The sequence below is a fragment of the Mycobacterium sp. NGS54 genome, from assembly GCF_059812465.1.
On record NZ_JCALCS010000003.1, the window covers coordinates 612,719 to 635,753 of the forward strand.

At 69.3% G+C, this 23,035-nt stretch carries 26 protein-coding genes; 16 read left to right on the forward strand and 10 right to left on the reverse strand.

Going from position 1 to position 23,035, the window contains the following annotated elements:
• Nucleotides 1-20: 20 nt before the first annotated feature.
• The 5 genes from proC (at nucleotide 21) to AC5Y5E_RS11880 (ending at nucleotide 3,753) form a co-directional block, all read left to right on the forward strand.
• Complete coding sequence (gene proC, locus AC5Y5E_RS11860) at nucleotides 21-893, forward strand: pyrroline-5-carboxylate reductase (RefSeq protein ID WP_499903169.1); 873 nt, start codon at nucleotides 21-23, stop codon at nucleotides 891-893.
• Between the two features lie 140 nt (nucleotides 894-1,033).
• Complete coding sequence (locus AC5Y5E_RS11865) at nucleotides 1,034-1,291, forward strand: cell division/environmental response transcriptional regulator (RefSeq protein ID WP_066917724.1); 258 nt, start codon at nucleotides 1,034-1,036, stop codon at nucleotides 1,289-1,291.
• Between the two features lie 100 nt (nucleotides 1,292-1,391).
• Nucleotides 1,392-1,493, forward strand: a complete 102-nt coding sequence (locus tag AC5Y5E_RS11870) for a 30S ribosomal protein bS22 (protein WP_003402602.1) — start codon at nucleotides 1,392-1,394, stop codon at nucleotides 1,491-1,493.
• A 71-nt stretch (nucleotides 1,494-1,564) separates the two neighbouring features.
• The gene (locus AC5Y5E_RS11875; protein WP_499878962.1) at nucleotides 1,565-2,680 is read left to right on the forward strand and encodes an SDR family oxidoreductase; all 1,116 of its coding nucleotides are present in this window, start codon (nucleotides 1,565-1,567) and stop codon (nucleotides 2,678-2,680) included.
• Nucleotides 2,662-3,753: a lysophospholipid acyltransferase family protein gene (locus tag AC5Y5E_RS11880; protein ID WP_499903170.1), complete on the forward strand. Its 1,092-nt coding sequence runs from the start codon at nucleotides 2,662-2,664 to the stop codon at nucleotides 3,751-3,753. Before AC5Y5E_RS11875 ends, AC5Y5E_RS11880 begins: the two co-directional genes overlap by 19 nt.
• A gap of 33 nt (nucleotides 3,754-3,786) precedes the next feature.
• On the opposite strand, the gene cmaA2 is transcribed toward AC5Y5E_RS11880, so the two are convergent.
• The 5 genes from cmaA2 to AC5Y5E_RS11905 form a co-directional block, all read right to left on the reverse strand.
• On the reverse strand, nucleotides 3,787-4,692 hold the full coding sequence (gene cmaA2 / locus AC5Y5E_RS11885) for a cyclopropane mycolic acid synthase CmaA2 (RefSeq protein WP_499903171.1): 906 nt from the start codon (nucleotides 4,690-4,692) through the stop codon (nucleotides 3,787-3,789).
• An 11-nt stretch (nucleotides 4,693-4,703) separates the two neighbouring features.
• Nucleotides 4,704-5,216, reverse strand: coding sequence for an FAS1-like dehydratase domain-containing protein (locus AC5Y5E_RS11890; RefSeq protein ID WP_499903172.1), 513 nt, complete (start codon nucleotides 5,214-5,216; stop codon nucleotides 4,704-4,706).
• A 44-nt stretch (nucleotides 5,217-5,260) separates the two neighbouring features.
• Nucleotides 5,261-6,169, reverse strand: coding sequence for an HAD family hydrolase (locus tag AC5Y5E_RS11895; protein WP_499903173.1), 909 nt, complete (start codon nucleotides 6,167-6,169; stop codon nucleotides 5,261-5,263).
• A gap of 163 nt (nucleotides 6,170-6,332) precedes the next feature.
• Nucleotides 6,333-6,623 carry a WXG100 family type VII secretion target gene (locus AC5Y5E_RS11900; RefSeq protein WP_499903174.1) on the reverse strand — a complete coding sequence of 97 codons (291 nt, stop codon included), beginning with the start codon at nucleotides 6,621-6,623 and terminating at the stop codon, nucleotides 6,333-6,335.
• Complete coding sequence (locus AC5Y5E_RS11905; RefSeq protein ID WP_499903175.1) at nucleotides 6,616-6,927, reverse strand: WXG100 family type VII secretion target; 312 nt, start codon at nucleotides 6,925-6,927, stop codon at nucleotides 6,616-6,618. The genes AC5Y5E_RS11900 and AC5Y5E_RS11905 overlap by 8 nt, the downstream gene beginning before the upstream one ends.
• A 72-nt stretch (nucleotides 6,928-6,999) precedes the next feature.
• Here AC5Y5E_RS11905 and AC5Y5E_RS11910 point away from each other — a divergent pair, with 72 nt between their 5' ends.
• The 7 genes from AC5Y5E_RS11910 (at nucleotide 7,000) to AC5Y5E_RS11940 (ending at nucleotide 13,245) form a co-directional block, all read left to right on the forward strand.
• The gene (locus tag AC5Y5E_RS11910) at nucleotides 7,000-7,260 is read left to right on the forward strand and encodes a glutaredoxin family protein (protein WP_499903176.1); all 261 of its coding nucleotides are present in this window, start codon (nucleotides 7,000-7,002) and stop codon (nucleotides 7,258-7,260) included.
• Between the two features lie 98 nt (nucleotides 7,261-7,358).
• A complete protein-coding gene (locus AC5Y5E_RS11915) occupies nucleotides 7,359-8,738 on the forward strand; it encodes a glutamyl-tRNA reductase (RefSeq protein WP_499903177.1) in 1,380 nt (459 codons plus the stop codon).
• A gap of 13 nt (nucleotides 8,739-8,751) precedes the next feature.
• Nucleotides 8,752-9,696 (forward strand): hydroxymethylbilane synthase, encoded by a 945-nt coding sequence (hemC, locus tag AC5Y5E_RS11920; protein ID WP_499879612.1) that lies wholly within the window; start codon nucleotides 8,752-8,754, stop codon nucleotides 9,694-9,696.
• Nucleotides 9,697-9,718: 22 nt separating this feature from the next.
• Nucleotides 9,719-11,386, forward strand: a complete 1,668-nt coding sequence (locus tag AC5Y5E_RS11925; RefSeq protein ID WP_499903178.1) for a bifunctional uroporphyrinogen-III C-methyltransferase/uroporphyrinogen-III synthase — start codon at nucleotides 9,719-9,721, stop codon at nucleotides 11,384-11,386.
• Nucleotides 11,386-12,366, forward strand: coding sequence for a porphobilinogen synthase (hemB, locus tag AC5Y5E_RS11930; RefSeq protein WP_499903179.1), 981 nt, complete (start codon nucleotides 11,386-11,388; stop codon nucleotides 12,364-12,366). The genes AC5Y5E_RS11925 and hemB overlap by 1 nt, the downstream gene beginning before the upstream one ends.
• Before the next feature lie 13 nt (nucleotides 12,367-12,379).
• On the forward strand, nucleotides 12,380-12,934 hold the full coding sequence (gene mce1N / locus AC5Y5E_RS11935; RefSeq protein WP_499903180.1) for a transport-regulating membrane protein Mce1N: 555 nt from the start codon (nucleotides 12,380-12,382) through the stop codon (nucleotides 12,932-12,934).
• Nucleotides 12,931-13,245 carry a hypothetical protein gene (locus tag AC5Y5E_RS11940; RefSeq protein WP_499903181.1) on the forward strand — a complete coding sequence of 105 codons (315 nt, stop codon included), beginning with the start codon at nucleotides 12,931-12,933 and terminating at the stop codon, nucleotides 13,243-13,245. Before mce1N ends, AC5Y5E_RS11940 begins: the two co-directional genes overlap by 4 nt.
• On the opposite strand, the gene AC5Y5E_RS11945 is transcribed toward AC5Y5E_RS11940, so the two are convergent.
• Nucleotides 13,162-13,476: a hypothetical protein gene (locus AC5Y5E_RS11945; protein ID WP_499903182.1), complete on the reverse strand. Its 315-nt coding sequence runs from the start codon at nucleotides 13,474-13,476 to the stop codon at nucleotides 13,162-13,164. The genes AC5Y5E_RS11940 and AC5Y5E_RS11945 overlap by 84 nt on opposite strands.
• Nucleotides 13,477-14,133 carry a DJ-1/PfpI family protein gene (locus AC5Y5E_RS11950; RefSeq protein ID WP_499903183.1) on the reverse strand — a complete coding sequence of 219 codons (657 nt, stop codon included), beginning with the start codon at nucleotides 14,131-14,133 and terminating at the stop codon, nucleotides 13,477-13,479. It lies immediately after the preceding gene.
• A gap of 74 nt (nucleotides 14,134-14,207) precedes the next feature.
• Between AC5Y5E_RS11950 and AC5Y5E_RS11955 the strand changes: the two genes are divergently transcribed.
• Nucleotides 14,208-15,158: a GlxA family transcriptional regulator gene (locus AC5Y5E_RS11955; RefSeq protein ID WP_499903184.1), complete on the forward strand. Its 951-nt coding sequence runs from the start codon at nucleotides 14,208-14,210 to the stop codon at nucleotides 15,156-15,158.
• Here the strand turns inward: AC5Y5E_RS11955 and AC5Y5E_RS11960 are convergent.
• Nucleotides 15,155-15,586, reverse strand: coding sequence for an STAS domain-containing protein (locus AC5Y5E_RS11960; RefSeq protein WP_499903185.1), 432 nt, complete (start codon nucleotides 15,584-15,586; stop codon nucleotides 15,155-15,157). The genes AC5Y5E_RS11955 and AC5Y5E_RS11960 overlap by 4 nt on opposite strands.
• Before the next feature lie 317 nt (nucleotides 15,587-15,903).
• Here AC5Y5E_RS11960 and AC5Y5E_RS11965 point away from each other — a divergent pair, with 317 nt between their 5' ends.
• Together AC5Y5E_RS11965 and AC5Y5E_RS11970 are read left to right on the forward strand one after the other, a co-directional pair.
• Complete coding sequence (locus AC5Y5E_RS11965; RefSeq protein WP_499903186.1) at nucleotides 15,904-17,133, forward strand: acyltransferase family protein; 1,230 nt, start codon at nucleotides 15,904-15,906, stop codon at nucleotides 17,131-17,133.
• A gap of 167 nt (nucleotides 17,134-17,300) precedes the next feature.
• On the forward strand, nucleotides 17,301-17,996 hold the full coding sequence (locus AC5Y5E_RS11970) for an Rv0518 family GDSL lipase (RefSeq protein WP_499903187.1): 696 nt from the start codon (nucleotides 17,301-17,303) through the stop codon (nucleotides 17,994-17,996).
• Between the two features lie 215 nt (nucleotides 17,997-18,211).
• Here the strand turns inward: AC5Y5E_RS11970 and AC5Y5E_RS11975 are convergent, their stop codons facing one another.
• Together AC5Y5E_RS11975 and AC5Y5E_RS11980 are read right to left on the reverse strand one after the other, a co-directional pair.
• Complete coding sequence (locus AC5Y5E_RS11975) at nucleotides 18,212-20,326, reverse strand: acyltransferase family protein (RefSeq protein WP_499903296.1); 2,115 nt, start codon at nucleotides 20,324-20,326, stop codon at nucleotides 18,212-18,214.
• Nucleotides 20,327-20,377: 51 nt separating this feature from the next.
• A complete protein-coding gene (locus AC5Y5E_RS11980; RefSeq protein WP_499903297.1) occupies nucleotides 20,378-21,247 on the reverse strand; it encodes an alpha/beta hydrolase in 870 nt (289 codons plus the stop codon).
• Between the two features lie 97 nt (nucleotides 21,248-21,344).
• Here AC5Y5E_RS11980 and AC5Y5E_RS11985 point away from each other — a divergent pair, with 97 nt between their 5' ends.
• A complete protein-coding gene (locus AC5Y5E_RS11985; protein ID WP_499903188.1) occupies nucleotides 21,345-22,973 on the forward strand; it encodes a phospholipase C in 1,629 nt (542 codons plus the stop codon).
• The last annotated feature ends 62 nt before the right edge of the window (nucleotides 22,974-23,035 follow it).

Here is a 23,035-nt window from a genome sequence, read left to right on the forward strand (position 1 = left end):
TGTCTGGAATGCTTTCGGGCATGGCGAGAATCGCGATCATCGGTGGCGGCAGCATCGGCGAGGCGCTGCTGTCGGGGCTGCTGCGCGCCGGCCGGCAGGTCAAGGACCTGGTGGTGGCCGAACGAGTGCCCGAGCGCGCCAAGTACCTCGCGGACACCTATTCGGTGCGTCTGGCCTCGGTGACGGAAGCGGTGGACAACGCGACCTTCGTCGTCGTCGCGGTGAAGCCGGCCGACGTCGAGACGGTGCTCGGGGAGCTGGCCCGGGCCGCCAGCGCGGCCGAGACGGACAGCGCCGAGCAGGTGTTCGTCACCGTCGCCGCCGGGATCACGATCACCTACTTCGAATCCAAGCTGCCGGCCGGGACGCCCGTGGTCCGGGCGATGCCGAACGCCGCGGCGGTGGTGGGCGCCGGGGTGACCGCGCTGGCCAAGGGCCGCTTCGTCACCGAACCGCAGCTCGAGGAGGTGTCGGCCCTGTTCGACTCCGTCGGCGGGGTGCTCACCGTTCCGGAAACGCAGATGGACGCCGTGACCGCGCTGTCCGGCTCCGGCCCGGCGTATTTCTTCCTGATGGTCGAGGCCCTGGTGGACGCCGGCGTCGCTGCGGGGCTGAGCCGCCAGGTCGCCACCGACCTGACCGCGCAGACGATGGCCGGCTCGGCGGCGATGCTGCTCGAGCGGATGGACTCCCAGCGCGCCGTCGAAGGGGAGCCGCCGGGGATGCACGCGGACGCGTCGGCGGCGCAGCTGCGCGCGACCGTCACCTCGCCCGGCGGCACGACCGCCGCTGCGCTGCGCGAACTGGAGCGAGGGGGATTGCGGGTGGCCGTCGACGCGGCCGTCCAGGCCGCGAAAAGGCGCTCTGAGCAGCTAAGAATTACATCGGAATAATTTGAGATTTCCGGATTGATTGTCCCTCACCAGTACCATTAACCCCACTAGTCCCGCTATTCTCCTCTTTGTATGCACGTGTGGGTGCCAGCGGAGGGGAAGCCGCTGGCATTGCGCGAGCCTGACACGATTGGGTTGCGATGACGTCTACCAACGGGCCATCGGCGCGAGATTCCGCTGCTAAGGGGCGGGACTCCGGTTCCGGCGATGGCCAGCAGGCCAGGACACAGTTTCTTACCGTCGCCGAGGTGGCAGCGCTGATGCGGGTGTCCAAGATGACGGTGTACCGCCTGGTGCACAACGGCGAGCTGCCGGCGGTCCGGGTGGGCCGCTCCTTCCGGGTGCACGCCAAGGCCGTCCACGACATGCTGGAGACTTCGTACTTCGACGCGGGCTGACCATCACCCCCCGCGGTTGCCGGTTTGGTGTTCCATGCTGAGGGCCGGGTAAAGTGTCCGGGTCAAGCAGGAGCAGGTCCCCGGTCAGATAGCGGAGTTCATGGGTTCAGTAATCAAGAAGCGGCGCAAGCGAATGTCGAAGAAGAAGCACCGCAAGCTGCTGCGTCGCACTCGGGTGCAGCGCAGAAAACTCGGCAAGTAACCGCCAGCCGGCCCAGTCGACCGTCACGCGGCCTTAACGCCGTCGTCTCGCCAGCCCGTTAGGCTGTTTGAGTGGATCAGTCGAGCGGGGAAGGTGCCGGAACGAGCGGCACCGTGCACTACCCCAAAGTTGTGCTGGTTACCGGCGCGTGCCGGTTTCTGGGCGGCTACCTGACCGCGCGGCTCGCCCAGAACCCGTTGATCAAAGGGGTCATCGCGGTCGACGCGATCGCCCCCAGCAAGGACATGCTCCGCCGCATGGGGCGCGCCGAGTTCGTCCGCGCCGACATTCGTAATCCCTTCATTGCCAAGGTGATTCGCAACGGCGACGTCGACACGGTGGTGCACGCCGCTGCGGCGTCCTATGCGCCCCGGGCCGGCGGGAGCGCGGCGCTGAAGGAAATCAACGTGATGGGGGCGATGCAACTCTTCGCGGCCTGCCAGAAGGCGCCATCGGTGCGCCGCGTGGTGCTGAAGTCGACCTCCGAGGTGTACGGGTCCACGGCACACGATCCGGTGATGTTCACCGAGGACAGCAGCAGCCGCCGACCCTTCCGCGACGGATTCGCCAAGGACAGCCTCGACATCGAGGGTTACGTGCGCGGCCTGGGCCGGCGCCGCCCGGACATCGCGGTGACGATTCTGCGGCTGGCCAACATGATCGGGCCGGCGATGGACACGACGCTGTCACGGTATCTGGCGGGTCCGCTGGTCCCGACGATGTTCGGCCGGGACGCGCGATTGCAGCTGCTGCACGAGCAGGACGCGCTGGGCGCCCTGGAGCGCGCCGCGATGGCGGGCAAGGCCGGCACGTTCAACATCGGCGCGGACGGCATCATCATGCTGTCGCAGGCGATTCGCCGGGCCGGCCGAATCCCGGTGCCGGTACCCGGTTTTGGGGTGTGGGCGCTGGATTCGCTGAGACGGGCTAATCGCTATACCGAAATCACTCGCGACCAATTCAATTACTTGAGTTACGGCCGCGTGATGGACACCACGAGAATGCGCACGGAACTCGGCTTCCAGCCGAAATGGACGACGGCCGGGGCGTTCGACGACTACGTTCGCGGCCGTGGCTTGACTCCCATAATCGACCCTGATCGGGTACGCTCCCTGGAGGGTCGCGCCATAGCGTTAGCGCAGCGCTGGGGAAGCCGAAATGCAATTCCATGGGGTGGGGGCAGGTAGGTATCGTGGCGGGCGAAACCAGAGCGAACGTCATTCCACTGCATACAAATAGGGGTCGGGTAGCGGCTCGCCGGAGAGCCGATCAGCGGGCGGACTCGTCTCGTCAACATCCCTCGATGCTCACCGATCCGCGGGGCCGGGCGTCTGCCGAACAAATCGCCGCGGTCGTCCGCGAAATCGACGAACACCGGCGCGCGGCGGGTGCGACGTCGACGGCCGAGGCGCCACTCAACGATCTTGCGCAAAAGGTCGCCGCCGTCGCCGGCTTCCTGCGGCAGCGGTTCACCGGCGACTACACCGTCGACGAATTCGGGTTCGATCCCCACTTCAACAGCGCGATCGTTCGGCCGTTGCTGAGGTTCTTCTTCCGGTCCTGGTTCCGGGTCGAAGTCAGCGGCATCGAGAACCTGCCCAGCGAGGGCGCCGCGCTCGTGGTGGCCAACCACGCCGGGGTGTTGCCGTTCGACGGGCTGATGCTCTCGGTGGCGGTGCACGACGAACATCCGGCGCAGCGGGACCTGCGGCTGCTGGCCGCCGATATGGTGTTCGACCTGCCCGTGGTCGGCGAAGCCGCGCGCAAGGCGGGCCACACCATGGCCTGCACGACGGACGCGCACCGCCTGCTGGCCGCGGGAGAGCTCACCGCCGTGTTCCCGGAGGGCTACAAGGGCCTGGGCAAGCGCTTCGAGGACCGCTACCGGCTGCAGAGGTTCGGCCGCGGCGGCTTCGTGACGGCGGCGCTGCGCACCAAGGCCCCGATCATCCCGTGCTCGATCGTGGGGTCCGAAGAGATCTACCCGATGCTCACCGACGTCAAGCTGCTGGCGCGGCTGTTCGGGCTGCCCTATTTCCCGATCACCCCGTTGTTTCCGTTGGCCGGGCCCGCGGGGCTGGTGCCGCTGCCGTCTAAGTGGCGCATCGCGTTCGGCGAACCGATCTACACGAACGACTACGCCGCCTCCGACGCCGAAGACCCGATGGTCACCTTCGAGCTGACCGATCAGGTGCGTGAGACCATCCAGCAGACGCTGTACCGGCTGCTGGCCGGCCGTCGCAACATCTTCTTCGGCTAGCGCCCAACGCCGAGGCGCTGGGCGGTTCGCCGCTCACTTGACCAGCGTGAACTGGCAGACGTCCGTGTACTGATCGCGGAACAGGTCCGAGCAGCCCCGCAGGTAGTGCATGTAGATGTCGTAGGTCTCCTGCCCCTTGAGGGCGATGGCCTCATCCTTGTGCGCCTCGAGGGTGTCGGCCCAGGTGGTCAGCGTCGGCACGTAGTTCTTGCCGATCCGGTGGTAGCGCTCGACCTTCCAGCCCGCGTTGGAGGAGTAGTGGTCGATCTGCTGGATCTGCGGCAGCCGGCCACCCGGGAAGATCTCGGTCAGGATGAACTTGATGAAGCGCAGGAGGCTCATCGGCGACGTCAGGCCGAGCTCCTTGGCCTCCTCGGCGCTGGGAACGATGATCGTGTGCAGCAGCATCCGGCCGTCGTCGGGCGTCAGGCTGTAGAACTTCTTGAAAAACGTGTCGTAGCGCTCGAATCCGGCGTCGCCGGCGCCGTCGGCGAAGTGCTCGAACGCGCCCAGCGACACGATGCGGTCCACCGGCTCGTCGAATTCCTCCCAGCCCTGGATGCGCACCTCCTTGCGGCGCGGGCTGTCCATTTCCTCGAACTTCGCCTTGTCGTGGGCGTACTGGTTTTCGCTGAGCGTCAACCCGATCACGTTGACGTCGTACTCGGCGACTGCGTGGCGCATCGTCGCGCCCCAACCGCAGCCGATGTCGAGCAGAGTCATGCCTGGCTCGAGGTTGAGCTTGTCCAGCGCGAGCTTGCGCTTGGCGTACTGTGCCTCTTCCAGCGTCATGTTGGGACGCTCTTCGAAGTAGGCGCAGCTGTAGGTCATCGACGGGTCAAGCCAAAGCTTGAAGAACTCGTTGGATTTGTCGTAGTGGGATCGGACTGCTTCGATCGGCGGCTTCAGCTGCGTGCCACCCGATTCATCCTGTGACATGGGAATCGACCCTACTTTCCGGCTGATATGGATGCGACGGCGGCGACGGTTTCTTCAGCGCCAGCGTCCTGGTGTGCGGCCTCCCCCAGCATCGTAACGACGCTAGTGACCACCGGTTTACCCTCTGCGTCTGTGACTTCGCTGCGGATCTCAACGATTACGGCCCCGTGGGATTCGATCACCGAGTCCAAGTAGGTGTCGAAGTACAGCCTATCGTCCGCAAGGATCGGGCGGTGAAACTCAAATTTCTGGTCGCGGTGCATGACTCGGGCGAGGTTGATCGGAATGTTGAACTTGGTGAAGATCTCCAATTGCACGCGCCGTCCCGCGATCGCCAGGAAGGTCGGCGGCGCCACCAGCGCCGGGTATCCGGCCGCCTCGGCCTCGGACTCGTCGTAGTGCGTCGGGTGCTCGTTCTGGATCGCCCGGGCGAACTCCCGGATTTTCTCGCGCCCGACCAGGAAATAATCCGGTGCGCGGTAGTGGCTGCCGATGAGCCCTTGGGCCGATTCTGGGACTGTCATGCCGCCTTGCTCCCCGCCTCGATTACGTCTAGCGGCGCAGCCTATCAGCGCGATTGACGCCGGGATGCCACTGCCGCCAGTGCGCCGCCGGCCGCGCCCAGGGCCAGCGCCGACGGCACCCCGATCCGGGCCGCCTTGCGAGCGGTCCGGAAGTCGCGGATCTCCCAGCCCCTTTCGCGGGCCAGGGCCCGCAGGCGCGCATCGGGGTTGATGGCCACCGCGGTGCCGACCAGCGACAACATCGGCACATCGTTGTAGCTGTCCGAATACGCGGTGCAGCGCTTGAGGTTCAGGCCCTCGCGGATCGCGAGCGAGCGCACGGCGTGGGCCTTGCCGGGGCCGTGCAGGATCTCGCCGACCAGCCGGCCGGTGAAGACGCCGTCGACCGATTCGGCGACGGTCCCCAGCGCGCCGGTCAGGCCGAGCCGCCGGGCGATGGTCGCCGCGAGCTCGTACGGCGTGGCGGTGATCAGCCACACCTGCTGGCCCGCGTCGAGGTGCATCTGGGTGAGCTCGCGGGTGCCGGGCCAGATCTTGTCGGCGATGATCTCGTCGTAGATCTCCTCGCCCAAAGCGACCAGCTGCTCGACGGAGCGGCCCTCGATGAAGGTGAGGGCCTTGCGCCGCCCGGCGGCGACGTCGTTGCTGTTCTCCTTGCCCAACCACTGAAACTTGGCCTGCGCGTAGATGAATCCGAGCACATCGCGGTAGGTGAAGTAGTTGCGCGCGGCCAGCCCGCGGCCGAAATGAACGGCCGAGGACCCCTGGACCAGGGTGTTGTCCACGTCGAAGAACGCGGCCGCGGTCAGGTCGATGGGCGGCTGGGGGCGACCCTCGTCGGTGGCGCTCGCGGCCTGCAGGTCCTCGAGCGCGCGCTCGGCGCTCGCGTTGTCGACCAGCGCATCCAGGTCGGCGCGGCCGGTGTGCTCGCCGCCCGACTCAGAGGAAGCCATCGTCCAACCTCCTAGATCGCTGCGCCACCCGGTGGCCCAGCGGGTGCCCGGTATTCAACCCTATCCGCTGGTGGCGTGGGGGCGTTGGCGTGTGCCAGGGCGGCCGCGGCGTCAGCTCTTCGAACGACAGGGCGCCGGGTCGCACCCCAGCGGGGCCATTAGCTCACGACCACATGCCCAGATTCGTCGACATGGCGCCGGTGTAGTTGCGGTGCGCCGTCGCGCCGGCGGTCCGCAACTGCGCCAACGCTTCGCGCATCATCGCCTCACCGCGGGCCCAACGCCGATGCGCCTCGGCATGTGCCGCCGCGCCTTCGCCCGTCCAGGCGGCGTGCAAACGCGTTACGCGAGAATCGATTTCGGTCAACATCTCTTCGGCGCGGCGCTGAAACTCGGACATCCGCTGCACCGCATCGGCCAACGCTTCCGGGTCCACACGAAACGCCTCAGCCACGGTAAATCCCGCGCATCGTCTCCGCTGCCGCCGACTCGTTGTCGCCATAAAGCCCGCCGGCCCGGGCCACCAGGTGCGCCAGTATCGACAAGCCCGCCTGCACCTCACGGGCCCCCTGATGCCACAGCTGCCACGCCGACCCGTAGGCGTCCCCCGACGCGCCGCGCCAGCCGCCCAGCATCTGGCCAACCTGATCGTCGAGGTCCGCGAGCTCGGCCATGAGATGCTCGGCGGCGCCGCCCAGCGAGACCGCGAAGTCCTGCATCACCGCCGGATCGACGTGCAGTCTCCCATCAGCGCCCATACCCGCAAGCTAATGAATCCAGGGCGGTCCCACAATTCACCGGGGATGCCCGCCGCTGCCACACTGGAGCCCATGACAAGCAGGCGGCGAGTCGAGCTGCTGACCCGAGACGGCTGCACCCTCTGCGAGCGGGTGCGCGCACGGCTGGCCGAACTGGCCGGTGAGCTGGATTTCGAGCTGACCACCACCGACGTCGACGCCGCGGCGGCGTCGGGCGACCCCGGATTGCGGGCCGAGTTCGGCGACCGCCTGCCGGTGGTGCTGCTGGATGGGCTCGAGCACAGCTACTGGGAAGTGGACGAGCCGCGCCTGCGGGCCGATCTGGCCCGGTAGCCGGTCGGCATTCATTTGGTAGCCCAGCTGATTAACGTTTACCGTGGACACCAGTTCAGTTACTGGAGAAGCAAGGGAGCTGGCCAGGTGATGCTGCCGTGAGCGTCCTGCTCTTCGGGGTTTCGCACCGCAGTGCGCCGGTCTCCGTCCTGGAACAACTCAGCATCGACGAAGCCGATCAGGTCAAGATCGTCGATCGGGTGTTGCAGTCGCCGCTGGTGACCGAGGCGATGGTGCTCTCGACATGCAACCGCGTCGAGGTGTACGCCGTCGTCGACGCGTTCCACGGCGGGTTGGCGGTGGTCGGCCAGGTGCTGTCGGAACACTCCGGCATGTCGATGGGTGACCTGACCAAGTACGCCTACGTGCGCTACAGCGAGGCCGCCGTCGAACACCTCTTTGCCGTGGCCAGCGGCCTGGATTCGGCGGTGATCGGCGAGCAGCAGGTGCTGGGACAGGTGCGCCGCGCCTATGCCGCCGCCGAGACCAACCGCACCGTCGGCCGGGTGCTGCACGAGCTGGCCCAGCGGGCCCTGTCGGTGGGCAAGCGGGTGCATTCCGAAACCGCCATCGACTCCGCCGGCGCGTCGGTGGTGTCGGTCGCCCTGGCCATGGCCGAACGGCGGCTCGGCGGGCTGGGGGGCAAGACGGCCGTGGTGATCGGGGCGGGGGCGATGGGCGCGCTGTCGTCCGCACACCTCACCCGGGCCGGCATCGACCGCGTTCTGGTGCTCAACCGGTCCCTGACCCGCGGGCAGCGGCTGGCCCGCAAGATCCGCGAGTCCGGCGTGCACGCCGAGGCGCTGACCCTCGACCGGCTCGCCGACGCGCTGGCGGACGCCGACGTCGTGGTCAGCTGCACGGGCGCGGTCAGCCCCGTGGTGTCGCTGGCCGACGTGCACCACGCCCTGGCCACCGCGCGCCGGGACGAGGCCAACCATCCCCTGGTGATCTGCGACCTGGGCATGCCGCGCGACGTCGACCCGGCGGTGGCGGGGCTGCCCGGCGTCTGGGTCGTCGACGTGGAGCGCGTCCAACACGAGCCGTCGGCGCACGCCGCGGCCTCCGACGTCGACGCCGCCCGCCACATCGTGGCCGCAGAGGTCGCCACCTACCTGGCCGGCCAGCGGATGGCCGAGGTCACCCCGACGGTGACGGCGCTGCGCCAGCGCGCCGCCGACGTCGTCGAAGCCGAGCTGCTGCGCCTCGACAACCGGCTGCCGGGCCTGGAGAGCGCCCATCGCGAGGAGGTGGCCCGCACCGTGCGGCGGGTGGTGGACAAGCTGCTGCACGCGCCGACGGTGCGGATCAAGCAGCTGGCCAGCGCCCCCGGCGGCGACAGCTACGCCGAGGCCCTGCGCGAACTCTTCGAACTCGACCAGACCGCTATAGACTCCGTCGCCGCCGTCGGGACTGCCGACTTGCCCGCTGTATCAAGCGGTTTCGACGCCGGCATGCCAAAACAGTCTGGCGAGTAGCCGATTGGCGCACGTGATCCGGATAGGCACCCGGGGCAGCCTGTTGGCCACCACCCAGGCCGGCGTCGTCAGGGACGCCTTGATCGCCAACGGCCACCCCGCCGAGCTGGTGACCATCGCGACGGCGGGCGACCGGTCGTCGGCGCCCATCGAGAGCCTGGGTGTGGGCGTCTTCACCACCGCGTTGCGCGAAGCCATCGTCGACGGACGCGTCGACGCCGCGGTGCACTCGCACAAGGATTTGCCGACCGCCGACGACCCGAGGTTCACCATCGCGGCGATACCGCCACGCAACGACCCCCGCGACGCGCTCGTGGCCCGGGACGGGCTGGTGCTGGGGGAGTTGCCGGCGGGTTCGCTGGTGGGCACGTCGTCGCCGCGCAGGGCCGCACAGCTTAGAGCATTGGGTCTCGGTTTGGAAATCCGCCCCCTACGAGGCAACCTTGATACCAGGTTGAACAGGGTAAGCAGTGGTGATCTTGACGCGATCGTGGTCGCCCGGGCCGGTCTGGCCCGGCTGGGCCGCCTCGGCGATGTCACCGAGACGCTAGAGCCGGTGCAGATGTTGCCAGCACCGGCTCAAGGCGCGCTCGCCGTCGAATGCCGCGCCGGCGACGAGTTGGCGGCGGTGCTGGCGGAGTTGGACGACGCCGACACGCGCGCGGCGGTCACCGCGGAGCGAGCCTTGCTGGCCGAATTGGAGGCCGGTTGCTCCGCACCGGTGGGCGCGATCGCCGAAGTGGTCGAGTCCATCGATGAGGACGGCCGGGTCTTCGAAGAGCTGTCGTTGCGTGGCTGTGTGGCGGCGCTGGACGGGTCGGATGTGATCCGGGCGTCCGGAGTCGGCACTCCCGGTCGGGCGCGAGAGCTAGGGCTTTCGGTCGCCGCGGAGCTGTTCGAGCTGGGCGCGCGGGAGCTGATTGGGGGGGCGCGGCAAGACCCCGCGCGAGGAAACTGAAGAGAGTCACTTGGGAGCGACAATGACGACGCGAGGGCGTAAGCCGAGACCGGGCCACATCACGTTCGTGGGCTCCGGCCCCGGCGACCCGGGATTGTTGACGACACGGGCCGCCACGGTGCTGGCCAACGCCGCCCTGGTGTTCACCGACCCCGACGTGCCCGAGCCCGTGCTCGCGCTGATCGGCAAGGACCTGCCACCGGTCTCCGGCCCGGCGCCGGCGGGTCCGGAGGTCGCGACCGCCGAAGGCGCCGCCGACGGGGACGCCAACCAGACGGCGCCCGCGGTGATCTCGGCCGGCCCCGATGTCCGTCCCGCCCTGGGCGAGCCCGCGGAGGTGGCCAAGACGCTGGTCGCCGAGGCCCGTTCCGGCGTCGACGTGGTGCGGCTGGTGGCCGGCGACCCGCTGACGCTTGACGCCGTCATCACCGAGGTGAACGCCGTGGCGCGCAGCCACCTGCACGTCGAGATCGTGCCCGGCCTGGCCGCCACCAGCGCCGTGCCCACCTACGCCGGCCTGCCGCTGGGCTCGTCGCACACGGTCGCCGACGTGCGCGACCCGCAAGTCGACTGGGACGCTTTGGCGGCGGCTCCCGGCCCGCTGATCCTGCAGGCCACCGCGTCGCACCTGGCCGACGCGGCCCGCGCCCTGATCGAGCACGAACTGGCCGAGGCCACCCCCTGCGTGGTGACCGCGCAGGGCACCACGTGCCAGCAGCGTTCGGTCGAGACGACGTTGAGCGGCCTGACCGACCCGGCCGTCGTGGGCAGCACCGACCCGGCCGGTCCGATGACCGGCCCGCTCGTGGTGACCATCGGCAAGACGGTGGCCAGCCGCGCGAAGCTGAACTGGTGGGAAAGCCGCGCGCTGTACGGCTGGACGGTGCTGGTGCCCCGCACCAAGGACCAGGCCGGCGAGATGAGCGAGCGGTTGACCTCCTACGGCGCGCTGCCGATCGAGGTGCCGACCATCGCCGTCGAGCCGCCGCGTAGCCCGGCCCAGATGGAGCGGGCCGTCAAGGGCCTGGTCGACGGCCGGTTCCAGTGGGTGGTGTTCACCTCCACCAACGCGGTGCGCGCGGTGTGGGAGAAGTTCGGCGAGTTCGGGTTGGACGCCCGCGCGTTCTCCGGCGTGAAGATCGCCTGCGTCGGCGAGTCCACGGCCGACCGGGTCCGCGCCTTCGGGATCAGCCCCGAGCTGGTGCCGGCCGGCGAGCAGTCCTCGCTCGGCCTGCTCGACGACTTCCCGCCCTACGACAGCATTTTCGACCCGGTGAACCGCGTCCTGCTGCCGCGGGCCGACATCGCCACCGAGACGCTGGCCGAGGGGTTGCGCGAGCGCGGCTGGGAGATCGAGGACGTGACCGCGTACCGGACGGTGCGCGCCGCGCCGCCGCCGGCGGCCACCCGCGAAATGATCAAGACGGGCGGCTTCGACGCGGTCTGCTTCACGTCCAGCTCGACGGTGCGCAACCTGGTCGGCATCGCCGGCAAGCCGCACGCCCGGACGATCATCGCCTGCATCGGGCCCAAGACGGCCGAGACCGCCGCCGAGTTCGGCCTGCGGGTCGACGTCCAGCCCGAAACCGCCGCCGTCGGCCCCCTGGTCGACGCCCTGGCCGAACACGCCGCGCGGTTGCGGGCCGAGGGCGCGTTGCCGCCGCCGCGTAAGAAGAGCCGCAGGCGCTAGTGAGCTACCCGCGGCAGCGCCCGCGCCGGCTCCGCTCGACCCCCGCGTTGCGTCGCCTGGTGGCGCAAACGTCCTTGGAGCCAAGGCATTTGGTGCTGCCCATGTTCGTCGCCGACGGAATCGACGAACCGCGGCCCATCGCGTCGATGCCGAACGTGGTCCAGCACGACCGGGATTCGCTGCGGGCGGCCGCGGAAGAGGCCGTCGCCGCCGGCGTGGGCGCGCTGATGCTGTTCGGCGTGCCGCGCGAGCAGGACAAGGACCCGACGGGCTCGGCCGGCACCGATCCCGACGGCATCCTCAACGTCGCGCTGCGCGACCTGGCCAAGGATCTCGGCGACGCCACGGTGCTGATGGCCGACACCTGCCTGGACGAGTTCACCGATCACGGGCACTGCGGCGTCCTGGACGCCCGGGGCCGGGTGGACAACGACGCCACCCTGGCCCGCTACGTCAAACTGGCTGTGGCACAAGCGGAGTCGGGCGCCCACGTGGTCGGGCCGAGTGGAATGATGGACGGCCAGGTGGCCGCCATCCGCGACGGCCTGGACGCGGCGGGCTACGCCGACGTGGTGATCCTGGCCTACGCGGCGAAGTTCGCCTCGGCGTTCTACGGCCCCTTCCGCGAGGCGGTGAGCTCCAGCCTGTCCGGGGACCGGCGCACCTACCAGCAGGAGTCGGGCAACTTCCGCGAGGCGCTGCGCGAGATCCGGCTGGACCTCGACGAGGGCGCCGACATCCTGATGGTCAAGCCCGCGATGGCTTACCTGGATGTGGTGTCCGCGGCGGCCTCGATCTCGCCGGTGCCGGTGGCCGCCTACCAGGTCTCGGGGGAGTACGCGATGATCTGCGCCGCGGCCGCCAACGGCTGGATCGACGAGCGGGCCGCCGCGCTGGAGTCGTTGACGAGCATCCGGCGCGCCGGGGCCGATATCGTGCTCACCTATTGGGCCGCGGACGCGGCGGGGTGGCTTTCGTGAGACGGGGCGCGCTTTGACATCGGAGACCACGGCGAACGGCGCCGAACCACCGCCGCTGTTCTACGAGCCGGGTGCGAGCTGGTGGTGGGTGGCGTTGGGCCCGGCGTCGGCCGGCGCGATGGTGCTGATCGAAATCTGGAGCGGCGCCAAGGTGTCGCTGGTCGTCCCGGCGATCTTCCTGGTGCTGGTGTCGGCGTTCGTGGGGTTGCAGGTGAAGGCGGCGCGGATCCACGTCTCCGTCGAGCTCACCGAGGACGCCTTGCGCCAGGGCACCGAAACCATCCTGGTGCGCGAGATCGTCAAGGTTTATCCGTCGCCGGAGCACCACGAGGCGTCCGGCAAGGAGCTGGCGAGGTGGCAGTCCGCCCGGGCGCTCGGCGAATTGGTGGGTGTGCCGCGCGGCCGGATCGGGATCGGCCTCAAGCTGACCAACGATCGCACCGCCCAGGCCTGGGCGCGCCGCCATCGTCATCTGCGGGCGGCGCTGACGCCGCTGGTTCAGGAGCGGGTCGAGCCCGCCGGATCCGACGTCGCCGACGACGACTTCGAAGACGGGTCGCCATCGTGATCGGCCGCGTCAGGGCCCTGGTCGCACTCGCCCTGGCCTGCGCGGCGCTGGCGGGCGCGGGAGTGGCCTGGGTGCACGCGCGCCACACGGTGCGCGTCGCGCCCATCGCGGACGGGCAGCCGTTCACCACGTCCCTGGTCTACAACCCCCAGCTGCTGTTGCTGGCCCTGGTGCTGGTGACGACCGCGGGAGTGCTGGCGGTGCTGGGCATCGCGCGGCTGCGGCGGCTAGGGGCACGGGGACCGTCTGCTGCGCGTGCCCACGACGGCCGACCGCGGCAGCCGACCGGCCCGCGAATGGCCGGCGAGTGAATCGCCGTCGACGACGACGTCGAAAGCCAGATTGAGCCGCATCGGCTTGGCCACCGACTGCCGCCAGGTCACTCGATTCCCATCTATCGAAATGTCCTGCAGCGCAACGGTGTCGCCCTTGTAGGTGGCCGTCCCGACGGCGCCATCGACGGCCTGGCCGAAGGTGTAGGAGACCGCCAGAGAGCCGATCGGCGTCTTGATGGTGACGTCCCAATCACCGAACACGCTCATTCACACCTCCATCGGTTCGCGCCCGGCCGGAGTCCACACCGTGCCGCGGCGCTCGTACTCGAACATCTCCTCGACCGCCCGCGCGATCCGCGGCCCGTAGGAGCGCTCCAAGAGATACAGCGCCAGGTCCAGGCCGGAGGTGACTCCGCCGGCGCTGATCAGGTCGCCGTCGTCGACGACCCGCGCGCGCACCGGGTGCGCCCCCGCCGCTTCGAGAAGGTCCATGCCGAGGTGATGGGTGACCGCGTGGCGGCCCTCGATCAGTCCGCTCATCGCCAACACGAGCGAGCCGCCGCAGACGGTCGCCACGGTGACCGCGGGATTGTCGAACGCCTCGCGCATCAGGGGTGTCAGTGCGGTGTCGGCCGCCCGGGCCAGCAGCACCGGGATCGTGGCGACCCCGTCGTCCGGGTCGCCCGCTATCGGCCCGTTCGCTCCCGGAACCACGACGTATCCCGGCTTGCCGGGATCCAGCGGGCCGCCCGCCGTGAGCGCCAGGTGACGGGTGCCGCTGACGACCGGACGCGCGCCCTCGGCCGAAACGAGCTCGACGACGAGGTCACCGCCAACCGCGTCGCCGCCGGCGGCAAGCACCTCGAACGGGGCGATGACGTCGAGCGGGTCGAACCCGTCGAACATCACGATCTGCGCATACACCCGTACGAGATTCGCCGACGCGGGGGTCGCCGGCCAGTGGCCAAACAGCCATGTTTCGCCGGTATATTGCCAACATGCACCGCGTTGTGGCTGTGGCGCTGCCGGACGCCGTCGCCTTCGACCTGGCCACTCCCGTCGAGGTTTTCGGCCGAGCCCGCCTACCCGACGGCTCGCCCGGATACGACGTTCGCGTGTGCGGCGCCGAGCCCGTGGTGACCGCGGGCCCCATGCGCATCGCGACCGAGCTGGGCATCGACGCCCTCGCCGAGGCGGATACCGTCGTCGTGCCCGGCCGCAACGACGTCACGACGCCGGTCCCAAACGACGTCACGGCCGCGCTGAAAGCCGCGTACGCCAAGGGGATTCGGATCGCTTCCATCTGCAGCGGGGCCTTCACACTCGCGGCGGCCGGGCTGCTCGACGGCAAGCGGGCGACCACGCACTGGCTGGCCGCGGAGCAGTTCCGGGTCGCGTTTCCCGCCGTCACGCTCGATGCCGACGTGCTCTACGTCGACGAGGGGCGGGTGCTCACGTCCGCGGGTGCGTCGGCGGGCCTGGACCTCTGCCTGCACATGGTCGCCCGCGACTACGGGGCCGCGGTTGCGGCCGAGGCGGCGAGGCTGGCGGTGGCGCCGCTGCATCGCAGCGGCGGGCAGGCGCAGTTCATCGTGCGCAACCGTCGGCCCGGCAACACCGAACTCGGCCAGCTGCTGACATGGATCGAGGAACACGCCTGCGAGGAGCTGAGTCTCGTCGACGTCGCGGCCAAAGCGTCCAGCAGCGTCCGCACCCTCAACCGTCGATTTCTGGCCGAAACCGGTCAAACTCCCATGCAGTGGGTCGCCGGCGTGCGGATCCGGCACGCGCAGGAACTGTTGGAGCGAACGCCCGACAGCATCGAACTCATCGCCCGCCAGGTCGGCTTCCGGTCAGCGTCCAGCTTTAGGGAACAGTTCAGGCGGGTCGCCGGGGTGTCACCACAGGGTTATCGGAACACGTTCCGGGGACGGACCCGGAAAAACTAAGCCGTCTTCTTGATGAGCGGCAGCACGAGCTGACGGCGGCTGACGATGGCCTCGGCGAGGTTGCGCAGCGCCTCGTGCGGCGAACGCGCGATCGGGAACTCGCCCTGGTCGCCCAGCAGTCCGGTGATCGCGGGGCTCGCTACCAACGTCCACTCCACTCCGGCGGCGCGGCAGTCCTCGTCGAACCGGTGCACCAGCGAGATGCCGGACCCGGCAAAGTGGCTCACGCCGGTCAGGTCGAGCACCACCGGGTTGCTCCCGAGGGTGAATCGCCAAAGGTACTCGCTGACCCGGTCGACGTTGCCGGCGTCGACGTCGCCGCGGATGGTCACCACGGTCGCCAGGTGACGGCAGTGCGCGCGAATCTGGGCGCCGCCGCAATCGAACGTGCCGTAACCGTGCCGAGTCGCGACATTCGTGATCGTCATGAGCGCCCCATCCGCCGAGTCCTGTTCTTTAAAGGTGCCCGCCAAATCTAAGGAGACCGAAAGCCGCTCCTAACTCTTTGCTAAGAAGCCACTTTCGGGGGTCCTGGCCTGGGCCAAAGTGACGACGGCGGCTTGCGCGCGGCAACGCGGGCCACCCACCGACACCCGATGCCACGCCACGGCCCATCACGCGATCGGCGCGCTCGCGCTGTTACGCTTCGTTGGCTGCCGGTTGTCGGTCGGGGGGCTTGTCATCGCCCGGTCAGCCGGTACCCAAAGGGATACGAAACAGCGAGAGTCCAGGCGGAGAGAGCAACGTGCGCGGCGCAGAAATCAGGGGTGAGATCAAAGCCCTGACCGGATTGCGCATCGTCGCCGCTGTGTGGGTGGTGCTGTTTCACTTCCGGCCGATGCTCAGCGATGCCTCGCAAGATTTCCGCGACGCGCTCGCGCCGGTGCTCAACTGCGGCGCCCAGGGCGTCGACCTCTTCTTCATCCTCAGCGGGTTCGTGCTGACCTGGAACTACCTCGACCGCATGGGCCGGTCGTGGTCGACGCGCGCCACCCTGCACTTCCTGTGGCTGCGGCTGGCCCGGGTGTGGCCGGTGTATCTGGTCACGCTGCACCTGGCCGCGCTGTGGGTGATCTTCACCCTGCACGTCGGGCACGTGCCGTCGCCCGACGCCGGCCAGCTCACCGCGATCAGCTATGTGCGCCAGATCCTGCTCGTCCAGCTGTGGTTCCAGCCGTTCTTCGACGACTCCAGCTGGGACGGGCCGGCGTGGTCGATCAGCGCGGAATGGCTGGCCTACTTGCTCTTCGGCGTGCTCGTCCTGCTGATTCTGCGGATGAAGCAGGCGACCAGGGCGCGCAGCCTCATGGTGCTGGCGTTCGCCGCCTCGTTGCCGCCGGTGGTGATGCTGCTGGCCAGTGGCCACTTCTACACACCGTGGAGCTGGCTGCCGCGAATCGTGAGCCAGTTCGTCGCCGGCGCGCTGGCCTGCGCCGCCGTGCGCAGGTTGCGGCTGACCGATCGCGGTCGCCGCGTGGCGGGATACGTGTCCCTGCTCCTCCTGGCGGCCATGGTGGGCGTCCTGTACTGGTTCAACGCGCACCCGATCGGCGGGGTCGTGGAGAACGACAGCGGAGGCGTGGTCGACATGCTGTTCGTTCCGCTGGTGATCGCGCTGGCGATCGGCGTGGGCGGCCTGCCGAGGATGCTGTCGACCCGGGTCATGGTGTACGGCGGGCAGATCTCGTTCTGCCTGTACATGGTGCACGAGCTGGTGCACACCGCCTGGGGATGGGCGGTCGAGCAGTTCGAGCTCACGCCGCAGGACAACCCGTGGAAGTGGAACGTCGTCGGGCTGTTCGCGATCGCCGTCGGCATGTCGATCCTGCTGTATCACTTCGTCGAAGAGCCGGCCCGGCGCTGGATGCGCAGGATGGTCGACGTCCGGCCCGCGAGCGCGAAACCCGACCCGGTCAGCGCCAAGGTTCGCCCGATCGAGGATGCGCGGGAAGCGATTTCGGCCCGCGCGGTGTGAGATTTACCTCGGCGCGCGAATCGGTCGAGTCCGCAAGCCGTCGATACCATGGCGATAGCGCACAGCCGCCATTGCGCGGATTGACGCCCGCTTCGCGCCGTTTCCTCGTACGATTCCGTTGATTTGGATGCGGCGCACGACGACGCAGCTTTCGGGGGGAGGTAGCGGTGAGTCGCCTGGTCACGCTCATGCTCGGCCTCGCCCTGGTGGCGGGCGTCGTCCTCGCGGACCCGGCGCGGGTTCGCGGCTACCAAACCATGACCGTGGATTCGCGGCTGAACCATGTGGCCGTGGTCGGCGACTCGTACACCACCGGAACCGACGAGGGCGGCCTGGGCCCGAAATCGTGGACCGCCCTGGCCTGGCACACGCTGGCCCAGCGCGGCGTGCGCGTCGTGCCGGACGTGTCGGCCGAGGGCAGGGCCGGCTACGGGGTAACCGGCGACCACGGCAGCATCTTCGAGGACCTGACCGGGCGGGCGGTCAAGCCCGAGGATGCGCTGGTGGTGTTCTTCGGCTCCCGCAACGATCAGGGCTTCCATCCCGAGGACCCCGAGGTATTGGCCGGAAAGGTGCGCGACACTTTCGGTCTCGCGCGGCGCCTGTCACCGTCCGCCCGGCTGCTGGTGATCGGGCCGCCGTGGCCGACAGCCGACGTGCCCGATTCCGTCCTGGAGATCCGCGACGTCCTCAACGGCGCGGCGCGGGCCGCGGGGGCGGCGTTCGTCGATCCGATCGGCGATCGCTGGTTCGTCGACAGGCCCGACCTGATCGGCCCGGACGGTGTACACCCCAACGACGCGGGGCATCAGTATCTGGCGGATAAGATCGCGCCGCTGATCGGCATGCAGCTGTCTCGATGACAAGCCAAAGCCTCAGGCGCGCAAGGCTTGAGGCTAGTCGTCCGCGTGGCGCTCGTAGTCCCATTGCTCCAGGCGCGTTTGCAACTGCATCAGGCCGACGCCCGCGACGGGCGCGATGGCCGCAATGCAGATCAGCAGCAGCGGAGTCATCTTGAAAACCTCCAAACACCTTTCACTGATATGACGTTCGGTTGCGGCGAGAAGTTCATTACGCGTCACCCATCCGCCAGGGCGCGGTCCGCCAGCGCACCGATCACCGGCGTCAGCAGTTGCGCGTATTCGGTCGTGATGTGGTTGTCGTCCCGGAAAACCAGGGTGTTGCCGACGATCACCGGGCAGCGGTCGGCGGCGCAGAACAGGTCGGTCACCTCCGCGTACTGCCCGCCGGCGACGGTGGCCGCCGCCCGCTCGGCGCCGATGCCGTCTTCGTCGAGCGCGACGGATCGGGCCGGTGCGCACGCGGTGGCGTCGTCGAGGTGACCCGACAGGCAGGCGGGCACCGGGCCGTGCGGATCCGCGGCGGGCCCGAGGACCAGCACGGCGGCGCCGGTGCTCCGCAACTGTTCCACGGTGCGGCCCAGGGTGTCTATCCAGGCGGGATCGTATGAGGTGAAACCGAAATCGGCCCCGTAGCGCCGGCTCATGTCCAGCACGACCAGGCGGGGGTGCTCGGCTTTCAGCCGGTCCATGACCTGGCCGCGCCACTGGACGCATTCGGTGTATTCGCGGCCCAGATACGGGCTGGTGATGCGGAGGTCCTGCAGCGGGCAGGTCACCTTGGCCAGCGCCTCGAGCCGCCAGTGCCGCTGCTGGGCGATCCGCTCGAAGGCCGGCTCCCACATCGCGGCGTGCGAGTCGCCGACCAGGGCCACGGTCGTCGGTGACGCGAGATCGCCCGTCGCGCACTCGCTTTGACCGACGTCGCGCCACGAGCGCACGCATCCGTTGACAAAGACGGCGGCCTTGTCGGCGGGTGCCTTGGCGAGCGGCGGGTCGAGGTTGGACGGGACGGCCCGCAGCGCCGCGGACGCGGCGACGGCCTCGCGCACCTGCGCGAGGGCCTGGCGCACCGCCGCTTCGGTTTGGCTGACGGCGGGGACGTTCGGCGCGGGCACCGCGACGATGTTGGCCTTCGGGGCCGCCACCCCGTGGCCCGCCGGCACCGGCGTCAACGCCAGCAACAGCACGCACGCGCAGGCCGCTGCCGCGCTGGCCGCGCCGGCCACCGCGAGGCTCGCCGTCGCCGACTGGCGCAGGGCGGCGGCGAACCGGCCGGGGTCCTCGACCAGGTGCAGCGTGATCACGGCGAGGCCGGCGGAGACGGCGGTCGCGGTCAGCCGGGCCGGCAGCCCCGCGGGCTCGCCCAGCAGCGCCGGCATGAGCAACAGCACCGGCCAGTGCCACAGGTACCACGAGTACGACACCCGCCCGACGGCGCGCATCGCCGGCTTGCACAGCACGCGGCCGGCCCCGAGACCGCCCGTCACGCAGCCCGAGCCGATCACCAGCGCGGTGCCCAGCACGGGCAGCAGCGCCGCGGTGCCGGGGTAGGGGGTGCCGGCACCCAGCTGGGTGCAGGTGAGCACGATCAGCCCCAGACCGCCCCACCCGGCGATGGCCGCGGGCAGCAGCGGCAGCTTGCGCCACTGCGGGATCGACAGGGCCACAAGGCCGCCGGCCGCCAGCTCCCAGGCGCGGGTGGGCAGCGAGAAGAACGCGAAGGCCGGCGATGTGCGGGTCCACACCACGCCTGCCGCCAGCGACGCCGCGCCCACCACCGCGAGCACCACCGCGTACGGCGCGGCCCGGCCGTCGCCCCTTCTAACGCGCCGGACCAGCCACGCGGTGCCGATGATCAGCGCCGGCCACACCAGATAGAACTGCTCCTCGACGCCGAGTGACCAGTAGTGCTGGAACGGCGAGGGGACGTCGGAGGACAGGTAGTCGGTGCGGCGCAGGGCGAATCGGTAGTTGCCGACATACAGGGCGCTGGCGATGCCGTCGAGGAAAACGCTGCGCGCCTGTAGGGGTGGCAGCACCGCGGCGGCCGCCGCGGCGGTGACGACGCCGACGGTGGCCGCGGCGGGCAGCAGGCGCCGGGCGCGCGCGCCGTAGAAGTGGCCCAGCCGGACGGTGTCGCTGCCGGTGACCTCGCGCCACAGCAGGCCGGTGATGAGGAAGCCGGAGATGACGAAGAAGACGTCGACGCCGATATAGCCGCCGGCGACTCCCGGGATGCCCGCGTGGTAGAGGACCACGGCGATGACGGCGACCGCGCGCAGGCCCTCGATGTCGGGCCGGAATCCCTTCCGGGAGGTCCGCCGCTCCACTCGACGTGGGCCGCTGGCGAGCACTTCCTGCCGGACTGTCATCTGCGTGGCCTAGGTCGCCATCCAGGTCAGCTCGCCCGGCAATTGCGTTCGCCAGTAGCCCATGTCATGTCCGCCGAGGGAGAAACTGCCCGCCGGCTTGGTCTTCAGCTGGGCGACGAATTGCCTTGTGGCGAAATAGAAACGGTCGAACGTCCCGCAGTCCACCCGCAGCGGAATCGAATTCAGCGCCGGCACACCCACGACGCTGTTCTGCACCCAGTCGTCGTAGCTGTCGAACGCTCCCTCCTCGCTGCCGGTGAAGGAGGTGTACAGCGCCGGGCTGATCGCGCAGATCCCGGCCGTGCGCGCCGGGCCCAGCTTGCCGCCCAGGTGCAGCGCCCCGTAGCCGCCCATCGACCACCCCATGAAAGCCACCCGGGAGGTGTCGAAACCCATCGACGACAGCATGGGCAGGAGCTCCTCGAGCACCATCGCGCCGGGATCCTCGCCCGAGGCCCTGCGGTGCCAGTAGCTGTTGGCGCCGCCGTCGACACCCACCACCGCGAACGCCGGCTTGCCATCCTTGACCAACTGCGCCAGCGCCTTCTCGACACCGCAGTCGAGCATCATGTTGGCGTCGCCGTCCTTGCCGTGCAGCGCGATGACCGGACGCAGGGCGCCCGCTTCGGCCTTCTGCCCGGGAGGCAGCGCGATCACCCAGTTGGTCTTGACGCCGCCGCGGGCCGCCGAGACGAAGGAACCGGTCAGCCTGTTCGGCAGGTTACTGCTGGCGGCCGACGGCTCGAACGGGGCGGGAGCCGCTTGCGGCTTGATCGGATCCAACAGGGCACCGAGGGCGAACACGCCGGCGGCCCCCAGGCTGGCACCGGCGCCCATCCGGAGCACCGCCCGGCGTGTCAGGTCAGGCATGATCGCAATGATGCCGCGCCGAGCCGGCATTACCGGCCGAGCCACGCCGTATTGGAAGCATTGCGTGATCTGGCGTGATCAATTGGTCACGAAGAGGAGATCTTTGATGGACCGTACGGCTTGTCTTAAGGCGCCGTTCACCCGACGCGCCCCGACGCGTTTCGCCGCGGCGCTGGCGGCACTCGCCCTCGTCGCCGCGTGCGGGCATCGGCCCGCGAGCCCGGCCGCGGAGCCGGCGACCGCCACGCCGATCCGCCACCTGGTGGTGATCTTCGAAGAGAACGTCTCCTTCGACCACTACTTCGGGACATACCCCCGCGCCGCGGGCGTGGACGGCCAACCGTTCACCGCCCGGCCGGGCACCCCCGCGGTGGACGGCCTGACCCCGGAGTTGTTGACGCACAACCCCAATTCGGTGCAGCCGATGCGCCTCGGCGGGCCGGGCCAGCAGGTGACCTGTGATCAGGACCACGAATACCAAGCCGAACAATTGGCCTTCAACGGCGGCGCGATGGACCGGTTCGTCGAGCACACCGAGGGCGGGCCCTGTCCGGCGCCGTCGTTCAACACCCCCGGCCTGGTGATGGGCTACTACGACGGCAACACGGTGACCGCGCTGTGGAACTACGCGCAGCACTACTCGATGAGTGACAACTTCTACAACACCACGTTCGGCCCGTCGTCGCCCGGTCACATCAACTTGATCTCGGGCCAAACACACGGAGTGGCAAAGAAATTCATGCCCGGCAGCCAACCGTTCCCGCCGCACATGGTGATCGACGACACCGGCAACGGGCGGGGCACCCTGATCGACGATTCGCAGCCCCTCGGTGACGACTGCTCCTCTCGCGACCAGGTTCAGTTAGGCGCCGACAACAAGAACGTCGGCGACCTGCTCAACGCGAAGGGCGTCACGTGGGGCTGGTTCCAGGGCGGCTTTCGGCCCACCACCCGCAGGCCCGACGGCACCGCGGAGTGCGGCGCCACCCACAACATCGGCGAAACCCTCGGCGGGACCGGCAAAACCGGGACGCTGCCGTTCGGCACGAAACCCGACTACGTCCCGCACCACGCGGCGTTTCAGTACTACCCGTCCACCGCCAACCCGCATCACCTACCACCGAGCGCGACCGACCAGATCGGGCGCGGCGACCAGGCCAACCATCAGTACGACCTGTCCGACTTCTGGGCCGCCGCCGACGGCGGCCACCTGCCGGCGGTGAGCTTCCTCAAGCCGCCCGCGTACCAAAACGGGCACGCCGGTTACTCCGACCCGCTCGACGAACAGCGGTTCCTCGTCGAGACGATCAACCACCTGCAGCGGCTCCCGCAGTGGCGGGACATGGCGATCGTCGTCGCCTACGACGACTCCGACGGCTGGTACGATCACAAACCCTCGCCGACCGTGAACACCTCCGCCACGCCCGAGGACGCGCTGAACGGTCCGGGCCGGTGTGGTGATCCCGCCGCCACCCCCGCCGCGTACCAAGGCCGCTGCGGGTACGGGCCGCGGCTGCCGCTGCTGGTGATATCTCCCTACGCTAGAACGAATTTCGTCGACCACACCCTGACCGACCAGACGTCGATCCTGCGGTTCGTCGAGGACAACTGGAGCACCGGGCGCGTCGGCGACCACTCGTTCGACGAGCGCGCCGGCGCGCTCACCGCGATGTTCGATTTCACCGGTCCCGCCCAACCGACGCTGGCGCTGGACCCCCACACCGGCAACCCGTAATAGCGTCACACCAGTATCCAATCTCGCAGGTTTCAACCCTCGCGCCCCCCGCCGACCTCCCG

Coding starts and splice junctions, on each gene's coding strand:
- proC (WP_499903169.1), top strand. CDS start 21: ATGGCGAGAATCGCGATCATCGGTGGCGGCAGCATCGGCGAGGCGCTG.
- AC5Y5E_RS11865 (WP_066917724.1), top strand. CDS start 1,034: ATGACGTCTACCAACGGGCCATCGGCGCGAGATTCCGCTGCTAAGGGG.
- AC5Y5E_RS11870 (WP_003402602.1), top strand. CDS start 1,392: ATGGGTTCAGTAATCAAGAAGCGGCGCAAGCGAATGTCGAAGAAGAAG.
- AC5Y5E_RS11880 (WP_499903170.1), top strand. CDS start 2,662: ATGGGGTGGGGGCAGGTAGGTATCGTGGCGGGCGAAACCAGAGCGAAC.
- cmaA2 (WP_499903171.1), bottom strand. CDS start 4,692: ATGTCACAGGATGAATCGGGTGGCACGCAGCTGAAGCCGCCGATCGAA.
- AC5Y5E_RS11890 (WP_499903172.1), bottom strand. CDS start 5,216: ATGACAGTCCCAGAATCGGCCCAAGGGCTCATCGGCAGCCACTACCGC.
- AC5Y5E_RS11895 (WP_499903173.1), bottom strand. CDS start 6,169: ATGGCTTCCTCTGAGTCGGGCGGCGAGCACACCGGCCGCGCCGACCTG.
- AC5Y5E_RS11905 (WP_499903175.1), bottom strand. CDS start 6,927: ATGGGCGCTGATGGGAGACTGCACGTCGATCCGGCGGTGATGCAGGAC.
- AC5Y5E_RS11910 (WP_499903176.1), top strand. CDS start 7,000: ATGACAAGCAGGCGGCGAGTCGAGCTGCTGACCCGAGACGGCTGCACC.
- AC5Y5E_RS11925 (WP_499903178.1), top strand. CDS start 9,719: ATGACGACGCGAGGGCGTAAGCCGAGACCGGGCCACATCACGTTCGTG.
- AC5Y5E_RS11945 (WP_499903182.1), bottom strand. CDS start 13,476: ATGAGCGTGTTCGGTGATTGGGACGTCACCATCAAGACGCCGATCGGC.
- AC5Y5E_RS11955 (WP_499903184.1), top strand. CDS start 14,208: ATGCACCGCGTTGTGGCTGTGGCGCTGCCGGACGCCGTCGCCTTCGAC.
- AC5Y5E_RS11960 (WP_499903185.1), bottom strand. CDS start 15,586: ATGACGATCACGAATGTCGCGACTCGGCACGGTTACGGCACGTTCGAT.
- AC5Y5E_RS11985 (WP_499903188.1), top strand. CDS start 21,345: ATGGACCGTACGGCTTGTCTTAAGGCGCCGTTCACCCGACGCGCCCCG.